This window comes from Sphingomonas panaciterrae, from assembly GCF_036890205.1.
GTDB lineage: Bacteria > Pseudomonadota > Alphaproteobacteria > Sphingomonadales > Sphingomonadaceae > Sphingomonas > Sphingomonas panaciterrae.
In genome coordinates this window covers 124,102-140,424 of record NZ_JAKNQR010000003.1, presented here as the reverse complement: position 1 = coordinate 140,424, position 16,323 = coordinate 124,102, and the positions used below count along the sequence as shown (strand labels likewise).

General features: G+C 67.1%; 13 protein-coding genes. 5 read left to right on the top strand and 8 right to left on the bottom strand.

What is annotated here, in order from left to right; genetic code table 11:
• The first annotated feature begins 21 nt into the window (after nt 1–21).
• Entirely contained in the window at nt 22–1,878 is a 1,857-nt protein-coding gene (locus L8F96_RS10755) for an AsmA family protein (protein WP_334655978.1), read from the top strand.
• 15 nt (nt 1,879–1,893) lie between these two features.
• On the opposite strand, the gene L8F96_RS10750 is transcribed toward L8F96_RS10755, so the two are convergent.
• Both L8F96_RS10750 and tsaD read right to left on the bottom strand, forming a co-directional pair.
• A complete protein-coding gene (locus L8F96_RS10750; protein WP_334656073.1) occupies nt 1,894–2,865 on the bottom strand; it encodes an NAD(P)H-dependent glycerol-3-phosphate dehydrogenase in 972 nt (323 codons plus the stop codon).
• 8 nt (nt 2,866–2,873) lie between these two features.
• Nucleotides 2,874–3,899 (bottom strand): tRNA (adenosine(37)-N6)-threonylcarbamoyltransferase complex transferase subunit TsaD, encoded by a 1,026-nt coding sequence (gene tsaD, locus L8F96_RS10745; RefSeq protein ID WP_334655977.1) that lies wholly within the window; start codon nt 3,897–3,899, stop codon nt 2,874–2,876.
• Nucleotides 3,900–3,988: 89 nt separating this feature from the next.
• Between tsaD and hemC the strand changes: the two genes are divergently transcribed.
• From hemC to L8F96_RS10725, 4 genes are all read left to right on the top strand, one after another.
• Nucleotides 3,989–4,894 carry a hydroxymethylbilane synthase gene (hemC, locus tag L8F96_RS10740; RefSeq protein WP_125945149.1) on the top strand — a complete coding sequence of 302 codons (906 nt, stop codon included), beginning with the start codon at nt 3,989–3,991 and terminating at the stop codon, nt 4,892–4,894.
• Nucleotides 4,891–5,562, top strand: coding sequence for a uroporphyrinogen-III synthase (locus tag L8F96_RS10735; protein ID WP_125945148.1), 672 nt, complete (start codon nt 4,891–4,893; stop codon nt 5,560–5,562). Before hemC ends, L8F96_RS10735 begins: the two co-directional genes overlap by 4 nt.
• A gap of 25 nt (nt 5,563–5,587) precedes the next feature.
• Complete coding sequence (locus L8F96_RS10730; RefSeq protein WP_334655976.1) at nt 5,588–6,529, top strand: hypothetical protein; 942 nt, start codon at nt 5,588–5,590, stop codon at nt 6,527–6,529.
• 126 nt (nt 6,530–6,655) lie between these two features.
• The gene (locus tag L8F96_RS10725) at nt 6,656–8,047 is read left to right on the top strand and encodes a M20/M25/M40 family metallo-hydrolase (protein ID WP_334655975.1); all 1,392 of its coding nucleotides are present in this window, start codon (nt 6,656–6,658) and stop codon (nt 8,045–8,047) included.
• A 48-nt stretch (nt 8,048–8,095) separates the two neighbouring features.
• Here the strand turns inward: L8F96_RS10725 and L8F96_RS10720 are convergent, their stop codons facing one another.
• The 6 genes from L8F96_RS10720 to L8F96_RS10695 all read right to left on the bottom strand — a co-directional run bounded on the left by L8F96_RS10720 (nt 8,096) and on the right by L8F96_RS10695 (nt 16,323).
• Nucleotides 8,096–8,677, bottom strand: a complete 582-nt coding sequence (locus L8F96_RS10720) for an ABC-type transport auxiliary lipoprotein family protein (RefSeq protein WP_046409091.1) — start codon at nt 8,675–8,677, stop codon at nt 8,096–8,098.
• 8 nt (nt 8,678–8,685) lie between these two features.
• On the bottom strand, nt 8,686–9,648 hold the full coding sequence (locus tag L8F96_RS10715) for an MlaD family protein (RefSeq protein ID WP_125945145.1): 963 nt from the start codon (nt 9,646–9,648) through the stop codon (nt 8,686–8,688).
• Entirely contained in the window at nt 9,648–10,484 is an 837-nt protein-coding gene (locus tag L8F96_RS10710) for an ABC transporter ATP-binding protein (RefSeq protein ID WP_046409089.1), read from the bottom strand. Before L8F96_RS10710 ends, L8F96_RS10715 begins: the two co-directional genes overlap by 1 nt.
• Entirely contained in the window at nt 10,484–11,581 is a 1,098-nt protein-coding gene (locus L8F96_RS10705; RefSeq protein WP_125945144.1) for an ABC transporter permease, read from the bottom strand. The genes L8F96_RS10710 and L8F96_RS10705 overlap by 1 nt, the downstream gene beginning before the upstream one ends.
• A 140-nt stretch (nt 11,582–11,721) precedes the next feature.
• Entirely contained in the window at nt 11,722–12,954 is a 1,233-nt protein-coding gene (locus tag L8F96_RS10700; RefSeq protein ID WP_245995203.1) for a DUF445 domain-containing protein, read from the bottom strand.
• Between the two features lie 102 nt (nt 12,955–13,056).
• On the bottom strand, nt 13,057–16,323 hold the full coding sequence (locus L8F96_RS10695) for an efflux RND transporter permease subunit (RefSeq protein ID WP_301091738.1): 3,267 nt from the start codon (nt 16,321–16,323) through the stop codon (nt 13,057–13,059).

Here is a 16,323-nt window from a genome sequence, read left to right as displayed (position 1 = left end):
GGTCGGCGCGTCTCAGCCTCGATGCCCACCTTTCTTTCCCGGCGCCGTGTCCGCGTCATCCTTGCTGCCGCGGGCGCGCTTCTCCTGTGCGCGCTCCTCGCGCTGGCGATCTTCCCCTGGGGCATGCTGAAAGGCGTCGCGGAAAGCCGCCTCACCCAGCGTTTCGGTCGCCCCGTGACCATCGGCGCGATGGAGCGGGTCGACCCCGTCGGCTTCGCCACTATTGTCCGCCTTCGCGACGTGCGGATCCCTGGCCCGGCCTGGTCCGCCCCGCGTGACCTCGCAAAGATCGGCCGGATCGACGTTGGCTTCAACGCACTGTCGCTTCTGCTCGGACGATTGTCGCCGCGCACGATCGACATCTCGGGCGCACAGATCAATCTCGTCCGAACCCGCGATGGGCGGGAGAATTGGCGGCAGGACAAGAGCGGTGATGGCCAGTCGGGCAACAGCAGTCTCGATCGCCTGACGGTCGCCAATTCCCGGCTCCGCTATGACGATGCGAAGCAGGATCGCCGCTTCGACATGGCCTTTGCCTCCGATACAGGCGCCGGCTTGCGGCTGCAGGGATCCGGTACCGTGCGCGGCGCGCCCGTGAAACTTGCCGCCCGGGCGCCCGCCCTGTCGGACCGGGACGGGGGGCGCTGGCCGTTCGAGGCGCGGATCACCGGCCAGGCGCTGTCGATGCACGCCCGCGGCACCATGGCCGCGCCCTTCGACACCGATCGCATGACGCTCGACGTCACGGCGCGCGCGAATGACCTGAAACTTATCGATGCGATCATCGAGGCGGGATTATTCCAGACTCAGCCAGTGACGCTGTCGGCGCATGTGCGCCGCGAACCCACACGATGGTTGATCGACCGGCTCGACGGCCGGATCGGTCGGTCCGACCTGTCGGGGAAGCTGACGGTCGACAAGGTGGACGGCCGCACGAAGCTGTCGGGCACCTTTGTCTCCCGCCAACTCGACTTCGACGATTTCGCTTCCGACGAGGGGCTGCGCCGCGCCGCCGCGAAAAAGCGCGCGATTGGCCCCCGCATCGTTCCCGACACCCGCGTCAACCTTGCAAACGTCGGCAAGACGGACGGCACCATTTCCTTTCGCGTCGGCAACATCGTCAGCCGGCAGGGTCCATCGTCGCTGAAGACCCTCGCCGGCACGCTGGCGCTCGACAACCGCAAGCTCTCGGTGGCGCCCCTCACGATCGGGCTCAGCCAGGGCAGGATCACGGGCAGCGCGGTCGTCGATCAGTCGGATGGTGCGCCTGAGCCGCTCGTCCGGCTCGATCTTCGCCTCCTCGACAGCAGCATTCCGGCGCTCGGCGGCGGTGGCGGTTCGGTAACGGGCCGGGTCGACGCGCGCGCCGTCCTTGCCGGCCGCGGCAGCACGATCCGCGAAGCGGTCGGCAAATCCTCCGGCCGGATCGGCGTGGTCGCCCGCAACGGCGCCCTGCCCGCGGAGATCGCCGCCGCGCTCGGCTTTGACGCGGGGCGCGCGCTGCTCGCCGGTGAGAAGGATCGCGCTGCCCTGCGCTGCGTAGTGGTCGGCATCGCCTTGCGCGGCGGGCGCGGAACGGTCGGGCCGTTTGTTATCGACACCTCGCAAAGCCGGCTCGATGGCGCAGGCACCGTCACCTTCCCCGGCGAAACGCTCGCGGTTCGGCTGACCGGCGCGCCCAAGCAGGACGCCGTGCTGCGCCTTCCCGGGTCGGCCACACTCTCCGGCACGATCAGCGAACCCGATGTTCAGGTGCCCAAGCAGGTCAAATCGGTCGGCAACGTCTTCAAGGCGATCGGCCGTGCAATCACCGGAAAGCAGGGTCCGACCGCGACCGACGCCGACTGCGCGGCGCTTTCCGCGCGCGTCCTGCGGTGATCGTCGCCGCGCGCGTTACGCCTCGTCGCGACGCGGGCGGGCCAGGAGACTGCTGATCACCTCGCTGGCGGGCGCGCCCTGCAACAGGCGGCACACCGCATCGGTGATCGGCATGTCGACGCCCGCCTCTGCTGCAGCCTCGGCCAGCACCGGCGCGGTGAAGGCACCCTCCGCCACCGTGCGCCGGTCCGCCAGCAGGTCGGTCGCCGACCGTCCCTGCCCCAGCCCCACGCCAAGCGAGAAGTTACGGCTGCTGGTCGACGAACAGGTCAGTACCAGGTCGCCCAGCCCCGACAGGCCAGCCAGCGTCTCCGCCCGCGCGCCGCGCGCCAGCCCGAAGCGGGTCATTTCGGCAAAGCCGCGCGCGATCAGCGCCGCGCGCGCATTCTGGCCGAGCCCCGCCCCCTCCACCACGCCGCAGGCGATCGCCAGCACATTCTTCACCGCCCCGCCGATCTCGGCCCCGATCACGTCGCTCGAGGCGTAGGGACGGAAGGTCGGACTGGCGAGCCGCTCGGCCAGACGCCCCTGCAGCGCCGGATCGGCACAGGCCAGCGTCACCGCCGTCGGCAGCCCCGCCGCGACTTCATGGGCAAAGGTGGGGCCGGACAGGACCGCGATCGGCGCGCCGGGATGCGCGGCCTGGGCGACCTCGCCCACCAGACGCCGCGATCCCGCCTCGATCCCCTTGGCGCACAGCACCAGCGGCGTGTCATTGCTGGGCAGCGCATTCAGCACCGCGCCGACATGCTGCGCCGGCGCGACCACCAGCAGCGCGTCACGATCCGCCAGATCGTTCAGCGCCCCCGTCGCGCGGATCGCCGGCGACAGCGGGACGCCGGGCAGGAACATGCTGTTCTCGTGGCGGTTGTTGATCGCGGCGACCACCTCCTCCTCGCGCGCCCACAGCAGCACCTCGCCGCTACGCGCCGCAACCTGCGCCAGCGCGGTGCCCCAGGCGCCGCCGCCGATCACGCCGATCCGCATGTCGCGGCTCATGCCTTCACCCCCGCACCGCGCACCGCCTCGGCGGTTGGATCAAGTGGCCAGCGCGCCCGCGCCGGTGTGTCGAGCGGATCGACCAGCCCGGCGGCGAACCGCTCCGCCCCGGCCCAGGCGATCATCGCGGCATTGTCGGTACACAGCCACAGCGGTGGTGCCACGAAACGCAGGCCATGTGCGTCGGCAAGCGACGACAAAGCACTGCGCACCGCATTGTTGGCCGCCACACCGCCGGCAACCACCAGCGCCGTTGCACCCGGCGCACGGTCGATCGCGCGCGCTGTGCGGTCGATCAGGCAATCCACCACCGCCGCCTGGAACGATGCCGCGACATCCTCCGGTCGATAATCGCCCGCGATCCGCGCCACCGCGGCCTTCAGCCCGGCGAACGAAAAATGCGGCTCCGGGGACCGGAACAAGGGCCGGGGCAGTGGCACCGCTGTCGCATCACCCATCTGCGCCGCGCGCTCCACTGCCGGCCCGCCCGGAAAGCCAAGGCCCAGCACCTTCGCCGTCTTGTCGAACGCCTCACCCGCCGCATCGTCGATCGTCGTTGCCAGCCGGCGGTATCGGTTCACGCCTTCCACCAGCAGCAACTGGCAATGCCCGCCCGACACCAGCAGCAGCAGGTAGGGGAACGCAAGGTCGGGATCGGCCAGACGCGGGCTGAGCGCATGCCCCTCGAGATGGTTCACCGCGATCAGCGGCTTGCCGACCGCATGGGCAATCGCCTTGCCCGTGACCAGCCCCACCATCACGCCGCCGATCAACCCCGGACCGGCGGTGGCCGCGACCGCATCAATATCGGCCAAAGACACTCCGGAATCGGCCAAAGCTGCCTCGATAAGCGGCTCCAGCGCTTCGACATGCGCCCGGGCCGCGATCTCCGGCACGACCCCGCCATAGGGCCGATGCGCCGCTTCCTGCCCCGCCAGTCGATGCGCCAGCACGCGGCGATCACCCGTCACCAGCGCCGCCGCCGTTTCGTCGCACGAGGATTCCAGACCAAGGATCAGCATGCCCGGCTCATATCCGCTCGACCCACGCTTGTCGAAGGGCGCCCACGTCCGATAGAGCGGACCCGATATCTGCAGGATAGAAGAGACCGGTGGCTCAGCGTTTCAGACTCGGCACCCGCGGTTCGCCGCTGGCCCTGACCCAGGCAGGGCTGGTGCGCGACGCCTTGATAGCCGCCCACGGCTGGGACGATGTCGACATTGTCGTCGTGAGTACCACCGGTGACCGCGTGCAGGATCGCGCGCTGGCCGAGATCGGCGGCAAGGCCTTGTGGACCAAGGAGCTCGACCGCGCGCTATTGGCTGGTGAGGTGGATGCCTGCGTCCACTCGATGAAGGATGTGGAAACTATCCGACCGGCCGAAATCGCCATCGCCGCGATGTTGCCCCGCGCGGACGTTCGCGACTGCCTGATCGGCGTCGACACGATCGACGCGCTGCCGCACGGCGCGGTGGTGGGGACCAGTTCGCCGCGCCGCCGCGCGCAGCTCCTGCGCCATAGGCCGGACCTCGAAATCGTGCTGTTCCGCGGCAATATCGACACGCGGCTGGGCAAGCTCGCCACCGGAGAGGTTGCCGCCACACTCCTCGCCGCGGCCGGTCTGGAGCGGCTTGGCCGGCACGACACGGGCGTTGCGATCGAGACGCACGTCATGCTGCCCGCCCCGGCGCAGGGCGCGATCGGGATCGAGACGCTGGCCGACAGCCCCGCCTTTGCGCTGGTTCAGGCTATCGACTGTCCCACCACCAGCATCTGCATCCACACCGAACGTGCGCTGCTGGCGGCGCTGGAAGCCTCCTGTCACTCGCCGGTGGGCGCACTTGCCAGGCGCGAGGGCGACGGCATCACCCTGGCGGCGGAACTGCTGACGGAGGATGGGTCGGAGCATGTCACCGGCGTCATCGCGGGCGAGGATGGCCCCACGCTTGGCCGCGAACTGGCGGCCGATCTGCTCGCCCGTGCACCCGCTTCGGTCCGACATCTGTTCGGGGGATGACACGTCCGATCGCCGTCCTGCGGCCGGAACCGGGAAACAGCGCGACCGCTGACCGGATCGCGAAGGCGGGTTTCACTGCGCTTCGACTCCCGATCTTCACCATCTCGGCTGTTCCCTGGGCGCCGCCGCCCGCGACCGATTTCGACGCGGTGCTCCTGACCAGCGCCAACGCGGTTCGTCAGGCCGGACCAGAGCTCCACACCTTTTCCTCGCTCCCGCTCGTCACCGTCGGACGTGGCACCGCCGATGCGGCGGAGGCAGCCGGCCTCACGCCGCAGATGGTGGGCAGTTCGGACGGGAGGGAAGCGCTCGCTCTCGCCAAGGGACGCGGCTGGCACCGGCTGGTGCGCCTCACCGGCCGCGCGCATATCCATCTGCCGGGCGTCACCGACATCGTCGTCTACACCAGCGACCCTCTCCATCCTGCAGAGGATCAACTACGCGCGCTCGCCGACAGCATCGTCCTCCTTCACTCACCCCGCGCGGCACGCCATTTCGCCGGCCTCATCGCCGGCGCGCACATCGCCCGGCGCTCCATCCGGCTGGCGGCGCTCAGCCAGGCGGTGGCGGACGCGGCCGGCGGGGGATGGCAGCGCATCAGTGTTGCGCCCCTCCCCAGCGACCCGGCTTTGCTCGAAACCGCCATGACGCTCGCGATTGACCGGTGAGCGTCGGGCGGGGATAAGCCGCGGCATGGACGAAAACGCGCCGCTCGCTCCTGCTCCGCGCCGGTCACGAGTTGGCCTGCTCACGGTGTTTGTGATCCTGGCTCTGGTTGTCGGGCTCGCGCTGATCTTCCTGTCGATGCGGGATGGTACCAGCTGGTGGCAGCGCCAGGCCAAAGCACCGACCGCCGTGGACAAGGCCGTCACGACAAAGGACGTCATCGCAGCCACGCCGCCGGCGCCCGCCGCGGTGGATCCGGCCACCCTCGCTGCTCGCGAAAGCGCGCTTGCCGCTCAGCTGGCGGCGCTGGAGGCGAGGACGGCAAGCCTCAGCATGGATGTCACCCAGTCGCAGGACCGCGCCGGCCGTGCCGAGGCGATCCTCATCGCCTTCGCTGCCCGCCGCGCGATCGAAAAGGGCGCAGCCCTCGGCTATCTGGAGGATCAGCTGCGACAACGCTTCGGCGAAACCCAGCAAAAGGCGGTGAATACGGTGATTGAGGCTGGCCGCGATCCCGTCACGCGCGAGGGACTGCGCCAGGCATTGGATGCCAACCGTTCGATGCTGCTCAATCCCGGCGCGGACGGCTGGTTCGCCGGCTTCATGGACGAACTGCGGCGCCTCGTCGTCCTGCATGATGCCAACACGCCGTCGCCCCTGCCCGCGGATCGCCTCGCGCGTGCCCAGCGCCTGCTGGATGCCGGCCAGGTGGAGTCCGCGGTTGAGGAAGTGTCCCGACTGCCCGGCGGGACTCAGGCGGCAAACTGGAGCGCGGCGGCACGACGCTACATTGCGGCGCGCCAGGCGCTCGACACGCTGGAAACCGCGGCGATCGTCGGCACGATCCCGAGCAGCGCGCCGACGGCTGCCGCTGCCCTCGTCCCCGCTGTACCACAGGTGACGGGCGATGCGGCCCCGGCCACGGGCGATCTGGGGAACGATCAGGCCGAACCCGCGCCGCGTCCCTGATCACCGCGCCTTATGGCGCCATGCCGTTCGACCATCGATTGGCACGTTGCGCACCAGCGGCTTCGCTGTAACCTCCCGGTTCAGATAACGACAAAAGGGAGTGGGATGCGCGGCATTTGGAAAGCCATGACGGTCGCCGCCGCAGGAATGGCGCTCGCGCCATTTGCAGCGGCAGCACAGAACCGGGCGGACGAGCGAGCGTTCTTCGATCTCTACAAGCAATTGGTCGAAACCAACACGGTCGTTGGCGAGGGAAGCTGCACCCGGGCCGCGCAACAGATCGCCACCCGGCTCAAATCAGCCGGCTACACCGATGCACAGGTTACCCTTTTCTCGACGCCGGAGCATCCGGAGGACGGTGGCGTTGTCGCCATCCTCCCCGGCACCGATGCGTCCGCCGACGCCATGCTTCTCCTGGGGCACATCGACGTCGTCGCCGCCAAGCGCGACGATTGGGCGCGCGACCCGTTCAAGCTGATCGAGGAAGACGGCTTCTATTATGGCCGCGGTACGGTCGACGACAAGGGCATGTCGGCGATCTGGGCAGACAGTATGATCCGCTTCAAGCAGGAGGGCTTCAAACCCAGGCGCACGATCAAGCTCGCGCTCACCTGCGGTGAAGAAACCACCTATGCCTTCAATGGCGCACAATGGCTCGCCAACAACAAACCGGACCTGGTTCGCGCGGCATTCGTGCTGAACGAGGGCGGCGGCGGCCGGCTGGACGCACAGGGAAAGCGACAGGCGCTCGCGATCCAGGTGGGGGAGAAGGCCGCGCAGAATTTCACCTTCACCAGCACCAACCCTGGCGGGCACAGCTCCGCGCCGACGCCCGACAACGCCATCTACGAACTGGCCGACGCCGTGAAGCGGGTGCAGGGCTACGAATTCCCGATCAAGTTCACCGACACGACGCGCGCGTTCTTCACCGCCAGCGCCCAGGCGCTGCCACCGGAAACAGGCGCGGCGATCAAGCGGCTGCTGGCCAACCCAGCCGACAAGCGGGCGGACGCGGTCGTCAGTCGCGACAAGGTCCTTCACTCGACCCTGCGCACGACCTGCGTCGCCACGCTGGTCAACGCCGGCCATGCGGAAAACGCGCTCCCGCAGCGCGCCACCGCCAACATCAACTGCCGGATCTTCCCGGGCGAGACCGTCGAGAGCACATTGGCAAAGCTGACCGAGTTGGCAGGGCCGAAGGTGACGGTGACGGCCAATCAGCCGGTGCGCCCGATTGCCGTGCCGCCGCCGCTCGACCCGCGCATCATGGGCGCTGTGCAAACACTCGCGGCGAAGCATTTTCCGGGGACGCCGGTCGTCCCGATGATGTCGACGGGTGCGACCGACGCGGTGTTCTTCGGCGTGCTGAAGATGCCGGTCTATGGCGTTCCCGGCATCTTCCTCGAACCTGACCTCAACGGCACGCACGGATTGAACGAGCGCATCCGGGTGACGGCGCTGTACGAAGGCCGGGACTACCTTCACGATCTGGCTAAGGCCTTGGCCACCCAAGGCTGACCCTTGGCGCCCCGCCAGCCCAACGTCGGGCGGCGGGGCACATTCGGTTTAGCGTCCGACCCAGTCGGCGACCTGCACCGCCACCTGATTGGCCGCCTGATTGAGCGCGACCGCAACCGGTGCCGCTTCAATCGCGGCCACCGGGACGCGCACTTCGAAGCGCTGCTTTTCCAGCGCGCCGCCCTCGTCACGGACGAGTGCCGCGTCGAAGGTCACGACCGCGGCGGAAGCGCCCGCATCGACGCCGAAGGTCCGCAATTCGCCCGACAACCGGGCGCCCGGACTTCCCATCGCCTGCGCCCCCGACAGGACGACGCGGCCGGTCCGCGCAGCAACGGTGTCGGACACCACGCGCGCGAACTGCCGCGCCGGCAACTCGACCCACTGCGCATCCCTGACATAGGCCACGTCGGTCAGGTTCGACTGCACCGGAATGCGGTTGGTCGCCAGTTCCTGCGGCACGACTGGCACCTGGATGGTCACCGTGCGGGCGCCCGCCGACGATTGCTCACGCCCGACGGGGACCTGTTCCGTCGAGGACAGGGTAAGAAGTGCCTTGGGCGGCTTTTCGCCAAAGCTGATGCATCCGGCGAGCGGCAGGGCAGCAAGACCGATCAGAAGCTTCTTCATGTGCGTCCTCACTTGCCCTTGTAGTCCGGCAGCTTTCGCGGGCCAACCAAGGCCGCTGCCCCCTGTTGATCGACCTTTTCCGCGACCGATGCGAGCGCCGCCGACATCTGCCGCAGATCCAGAACCAGCTGGTTGACCTCCGGAATGGTCTGCTTGGAGAAGGTTTGCAGGCCGGGTCGCGCATCCTGGATCGCGGAGTTCAGCGTTTCGGTGCTCTGCCGCGCGGAGCGGATCGTCTCGTTCAGATTGGCCAGCGTCGGCTTCACGTCCTCGGCCAAAATGCCGTTCGTCGTGGCCGCCAGGTTGCCGATCTGCTCCGCTGCCGTGCCGGCCTGGGCCACCGCGATACGCGTCTGCGCCAGCGTTGCGGCGATCTCCGGTCCGCGATCAGCCAAGGCGTCCGTCAAGCGGTTGGTATTCTCAAGGATGCCGGCGATTGACGCCTGATTACGGTCCGTCAGCAGCCCGGTCAGCCGCTCGGTTAGGGTCGACAGTCGTTCGAGCAGCTGCGGCGCGGAATTCAGGATCGCGCCAAGACCGCCGGTGCGCGTCGGAATGACCGGCACGCCATAGGGACATACGCTGCCGGGATCGCGCTCCGGACAGACGATCGGCGGGGCACCCTTGCGCGCACCATCCAGGCTGATCGTGCTCGTGCCCGTGAAGCTGCCCTGGATGGTGGCGGCGGTACCCTGCAGAATCGGCGTATCCTGGCTCACCTCGATCCGCACGCGTACGAACTGCGGATCATTGCGCCACAATTGGATCGACTTCACCTGCCCAGACGGCACGCCCGAATAGGTCACCTGCGATCCGCGGGCGAGCCCGTCGACCGATTGCTTGAAGAAGATGTCATACTCCTTCTGCTTGGTGCCGCCCAGACGCGCGATCCACACGGTGAACAGCGCCAGCACGGCAAGCAGGATCAGCACGACGGCGCCGACCAGGACGTGGTTGGAACGGGTTTCCATCAATCAGCCCCTGAATCTGCTGCTGCACCGGCGGTCGATCGTTCCGACCTTTCCCGTTGCGCCTCTTGTGTTGCGACTGCCGCCCGGCCGCGCGGCCCGCGAAAATACTCCTGGATCCACGGATGATCGAGTGCCAGCAGTTCGTCGATCGTGCCGACCGCAATCACACGCTTGTCGGCGAGCACCGCCACCCGGTCACAGATGGCATACAACGTGTCGAGGTCATGCGTGATCAGGAAGACGGTCAGTCCCAGCGTGCGCTGCAAAGATTTGGTCAGTTCGTCGAACGCCGCCGCGCCGATCGGATCGAGCCCCGCCGTCGGCTCGTCGAGGAACAGCAATTCGGGGTCCATCGCCAGCGCACGGGCAAGTCCGGCGCGCTTCCTCATGCCGCCTGACAATTCAGCCGGAAACTTCGGGCCCGCATCATTGGGCAGGCCGGTCATGATCACCTTATAGGATGCGATCTCGTCGAGCAGCGACAGGCTGAGCGACGGATAGAATTCGCGCAACGGCACCTGGACGTTCTCGGCCACGGTCAACGTCGAGAACAGCGCCCCCCCTTGGAACAGCACCCCCCACCGTTTGCGAATCTCAAGCGCATCGGTCTCCGCACGGCCGAGCGTGGGTTCGCCGAACACCGTCACCTCGCCTGCGATCGGCTGCTGCAAGCCGATGATCGATCGCATCAGCACGGATTTGCCTGTGCCCGATCCACCGACGACCCCCAGGATCTCGCCCTGACGCACATCCAGATCGAGATTCTCGTGCACGACCTGGTCGCCGAAGGCATTCTTCAGGCCACGAACTTCGATGATGTTTTCCGGCTCTGCCATCAAATCCAGCCGATCCGCTCGAAGAAGACCGCAAAGAAGGCGTCGAGAACAATGACGAGGAAGATTGCCTGGACGACCGCTGCGGTCGTGCGCATGCCGACCTGCTCCGCATCACCCTTCACCTGCATCCCCTGGAAACAGCCAGCGATGGCGATGATCGCGCCAAAAACGGGTGCCTTGACCAGGCCGACGTAGAGGTCGGTGATCGGCACCACTTCACGCAGTCGTGCGACGAAGGTCACCGGCGGGATATCAAGCTGCCACCAGCAAAGCAGGCCACCGCCAATGATCGCGACGAGCGAGGCGTAGAAGCCAAGGAGTGGCATCATCACCACCGCCGCGATCGTTCGCGGCACCACCAGCGCCTCCATCGGGGACACGCCGATCGTCCGCATCGCGTCGACTTCCTCGGTCAACTTCATCGTACCGATCTGCGCGGCAAAGGCCGAACCGGAGCGCCCGGCAACCATGATCGCGGTCATCAGCACACCCAACTCGCGCAAGGTGATCCGCCCGATCAGGTTGATCGTCAGCACCTCGGCACCGAATTGCCGCAACTGCACCGCGCCCTGCTGCGCAATGACGATGCCGATCAGGAAGCTCATCAGGCCGATGATGCCGAGCGCCGACACCCCGACCACCTCGAAACGCTGCACCGTCGCATTGAAGCGGAAGCGCTGCGGATGGCGGATGACCGACGCCAGGGCCGCCAGCGTCGCGCCCATGAAGCCAAGCAAGCCGACCAACGTGCGTCCCGCGGTGACGGTCGCCTCGCCCACTTCGCCGAGAACGCGGTTGAAGGAGCTGACATGCTGCTGCCGCGTCGGAACAGGCTGATCGGCATTGACCACCTGATCGAAGAGGGCACGCTGTTCTTGGCGCAGCCCCTCGATGTTGGCACCGGTACGCTGCGCGAAGCGGTGGATGACCCATGCACCGATCGTATCGATCCTCGACACGTCGGACAGGTCGATCACCGATACCGCGCCGCTGTAATCATCCAGCCGCGTCGGGAGATCACCAAGGCGAGCCAGCACCAGATCGCCAGTGAAGCGCATCGCTCCGCTATCGTCGCTGAAGTCGGCCAGTGCGCGCATTCCCACCCTTTGCGGGAAACCCCGCACCTCGGCAAGATGAACGTACGGAGCGGCGGCTTGTTGCATGGATGCTGGCACAGCGGCGTGGCCGCACGGCGATCACGCCATCTCCAGAACTTCTATAGCTCGCCTGCTCCTGCTCAGAGCGCGACGTCGACCGTATGGATCAGCAGGCCGACCATGCCACCCACCAGCGTGCCGTTGATGCGGATGAACTGAAGGTCCTTGCCCACCGCATGTTCCAGCCGCTGGGTAATCGTCTGCGCGTCCCAGCCGCGAACCGTTTCAGACACGAGGCCGACGATAACGTCGCCATAATCGGCGGCCGTGCCAACCGCGACGCGGCGCACATAGCGGTTCAGCGTACGGCGCAGGCGTACGTCGCGCTCCAACGTCTCGCCCAACTGCCGCAGCATGTCCCCCATCCCGCCGGACAGCAGCCGTTCGGGATCGCGAGCGGCGCGGAGCATGGCCTGGCGTGCCTGTTCCCACAGGCCGTTGATCCAGTTCTGCATGGCCGGGTTTTCCAGCAGCGCCAGCTTCAGTGCCTCGACCCGCTCGCGCATCTCGGGCTTGTGCTGGAGATCGCGGGCAAGCGTCGCCAGGCCTTCCTCGGCCTTTGCGCGAAGGGGATGGTCGGGCTGCTCCGCCATGTCGACCAGCATCTTGTCGAGACCGTCGATGATCTTGTTGGCAATGGTTTCGTCGAGCCCGGTCCAGCGCAGGATGGAACCGGCCCGCTCGTGCACCATGTTGCGGACGACCTGCTGGTTCGAATCGAGCACCCGCGCCGCCCAGCGCACGATGCCGTCGATGATCGGCTGGTGCCGGTTCTCGGCCATGGCTGCTTCCAGCGCGCGACCGATCAGCGGCGCCAGATCGATCCGCCGTATCTGCTCCACCATGGCGCCGCGCACCATCCCGCCAAGCCGCTCCTGATCAAGCGCTTGCAGTGCCTCCACCACCAGGCGCGACGCGCCGCGCGTCACGCGCTTGCTGCCGGACGACGGGTTCGCCAGCCAGCGCGCGGCGACGCCTGCCACGTCCATGCGTCGCATGCGGCGGGCGACGACGACGGGAATGAGGAAATAGTCACGCAGGAACACGGCGAGCTGGTCGCCGATCCGATCCTTGTTGCGCGGGATGATCGCGGTGTGCGGGATTGGCAGGCCAAGCGGATGGCGGAAGAGCGCAGTCACCGCGAACCAGTCGGCAAGACCACCCACCATCGCCGCCTCGGCAAAGGCGCGGACAAACCCCCAGGCGGGCGCGCTGTCCTGCAACCGGCCAGCGACGAAGAACGTCACCGCCATCACGACCAGCATCCCGGTGGCGATCACGCGCATGCGGACCAGCCCCGGGGGTGCAGACATTCGCAAGGGGCGCCTCAGCGCGACCGGCATCATGCCCCGATCAATCCCCCAAGCGGGGGATTGTTCAAGCCTTCTTTCTCGAAGTTGACGCTTATGATGGGGTCATTCGGCCGGAACGTCGCCGTCGCGGAAGCCGATGCGGCCGTGCGGGGCGGGCAAGACGCCGCTGGGACCCTGGTGGTCGATCACCGTCGAACCATCGTCGCCGGGGCGATAGGTCAGCAGCTTGCGACCGAGCCATGGCCCGATGCGGCGTTCGATCCCGATCGACAGGCTGAAGGCAGCCGGGACGATCAGCAGCGTCAGCAAGGTCGAGACGATGAGGCCGCCGATCACGACAATGCCCATCGGCGCGCGCCAGGCACCGTCGCCGGTGAGCGCCAGCGCGGTCGGCACCATGCCCGCGACCATCGCCACCGTGGTCATCACGATCGGCTGCGCACGCTTATGTCCGGCGTCGACCACGGCGTCGTAGATCGGAACACCGGCCTGCATTTCCTCCAGCGCGAAGTCGATCAGGAGGATCGAGTTCTTCGCCACGATGCCGAGCAGCATCAGGAGGCCGATGAACACCGGCATCGACAACGGGTTGCCGGTGATGATCAGCGCGATGACGCCGCCCAGCGGCGCGAGCAGCAGCGAGCCCATGTTGACCAGCGGCGGCAGCAGCCGGCGATACAGCAGCACCAGCACCGAGAAGACGAGGAACACCCCCGCGATCACCGCGATCACGAAGTTGATCAGCATCTCCATCTGCCACTTGGCCTGGCCGACGCTCATCTTCTGCACGCCGAGCGGCAGGTTCTTCATGATCGGCAGCGCGTTGACCTGCTGCATCGCGTTGGACAGCACCAGCCCCGGGGCCAGATCGGCGCCGATCGTCAGCTGTCGCTGCTGATTGAGGCGGTTGATCTTGGTCGGGCCGGAGCCAAAGCCGATCTCCGCGACCACCGACAGCGGCACCGATCCGCCGTTCTGCGTCGGCACCGGCAGGTTGCGGATCGTCGCCATGCGCGTGCGCGACGACTGATCCAGCGCCACCCGGATCGGGATCTGCCGGTCGTTGAGCGAGAAGCGCGCGCTGTTCTGGTCGATGTCGCCCAGTGTCGCGATGCGGATCGCGTTGGACAGTGCACTGGTCGTGACGCCAAGGTCCGCCGCGAGGTCGAGCCGCGGCTTGATGACGATTTCCGGCCGGTTGAGATCGCCCGCAATGCGCGGCGCAAGGAAGCCGGGGATCTTCGCCATTTCGCGCACGATCTTGTCGGCGGTTTCGCGCAGCAGCACCGGATCGTCGCTGCCGAGCGTCACCGACACGTCGCGGTTGTTGTCGCCCCAGCCGAACTGCGACTGGAAGTTGACGCGCGCATCCGGGATCTTCGCCAGTTCCGGCGCAAGCTGGCGTTCGAACTCGGTCGAGGTCTTTTCGCGCCGATGGCTGAGGTCGCCGCCGAACAGCGCGCCGATCCGTTCGTTGAGGCTCGGCTTGTCCTTGAACTGCACGGTGACGCGGCCAGTGCCGACGAAGGCGCGGGTGTAGATCGTCTCCGCCTCTGGCTGCTGACGCAGCAGGTCATAGACCTTGTCGACGACCTGCTGCGTCTGCGCCAGCGTGGAGCCGGGCGGCATGGTGATCGTGACAGTCGAGCGTTCCTGGTCGATCGACGGCTGGAACTGCATCGGCAGGCTGGCGAAACCGACAATGGTCAGCAGGAAGGCGAGCACGCCGATGCCGATCGTCCAGACGCGGTGATCGCGGAAATAGCCGGTCACGCGGCTGAACCCGCCGCGCGCGCGGATCGCCATCGACTTGCCGGGATCGAGCGTCCAGCGAAGGACGTTCATATAGATGTCCATCATCCGCCCCTCGCCATGCGCTTCGGGGCCGGCGGACTTCAGGAAATAGGCCGCGATCATCGGCGTGATCATGCGCGCGACCGCAAGGCTCATCAGCACCGCGACGACGACGGTGAGGCCGAAGTTCTTGAAGAACTGCCCCGACACGCCCGGCATCAGGCCGACCGGCAGGAACACCGCGACGATCGACATGGTGGTGGCGAGCACCGCCAGGCCGATCTCGTCCGCCGCGTCGATCGACGCCTGATAGGCGGATTTACCCATGCGCATGTGACGAACGATGTTCTCGATCTCCACGATCGCATCGTCGACCAGCACGCCCGCAACGAGGCTGAGCGCGAGCAGCGTCATCTGGTTCAGCGTGAACCCCATCAGGTCCATGAACCAGAAGGCGGGGATCGCGGAGAGCGGGATGGCGAGCGCCGATATGAACGTCGCGCGCTTGTCACGCAGGAACAGGAACACGATGAACACGGCGAGCACCGCGCCCTCGATCATCGCGTGGATCGCGCTCTCATATTGCTCGATCGCATATTTGGAGCCGTCGATCCGCAGCTGGAATTTCACCTGCGGATTGCGCTTCTCCAGCTCGGCGAGCTTCTTCTGCGCCTCCTTGAAGACGCTGACTTCCGAATAGCCCTTGGCCCGCTTGAAATCGAAGGTGATGACCGGTCGACCGTCGACGCCGGCGGCGGATCGCTGCTCGGCATAAAGGTCGCGCACCGTCGCCACCGCGCTCAGCTTGATCGTGCGGCCGTTGCCGGCGATGATCTGCGTCTGGCCCAGTTCATAGGCGTCGCGCGCATTACCCAGCACGCGCACCGACTGTTCGGCGCCGGCGATCTCCGCACGGCCGCCGGCGGCGTTCAGGTTCACCTGCCGCAGCTGCTGGTTGATCTGGGTGGCGGTGAGGCCGTAGGCGGCAAGCTTCGCCGGATCGAGGATCACGCGGATCTCACGATCGACGCCGCCGTTACGTTCGACCGAGCCCATGCCCTCGACGCCGAGCAGCTCCTTGGTCACCGTATTGTCGATGTACCAGCTCAGCTGCTCGATCGTCATGTCGGTGCCGATCGCCGAATAGCTGCCCAGATCATTGTCGTTGATCTTCACACGGCTGATCTGCGGCTCCAGGATGCCTTCGGGCAGGTTGGAGCGGATCTGCGTAACGGCATCGCGCACTTCGTTCACCGCGCGGTCGACCGGCGTGCCGATGTCCAGCTGGATCATCGTCGTCGAATTGCCTTCGGAGACAAAGGACTGGATTTCGTCCACGCCCTCGATCGTCCGCACCGCGGCCTCGATCCGCTGCGTGACCTGCGTTTCCAGCTCGCTCGGCGCGGCGCCCGGCTGCGTGATTTCCACCGCGACCGCGGGGAAATCGATGTCCGGTTCGCGGTTGATGTCCATGCGGATGAAGCTGACGATGCCGGCGACCGTCAGGATCACGAACAGGACGATGACCGGAACCGGGTTTCGGATCGACCAGGCCGAGATATTGCGGAAACTCAT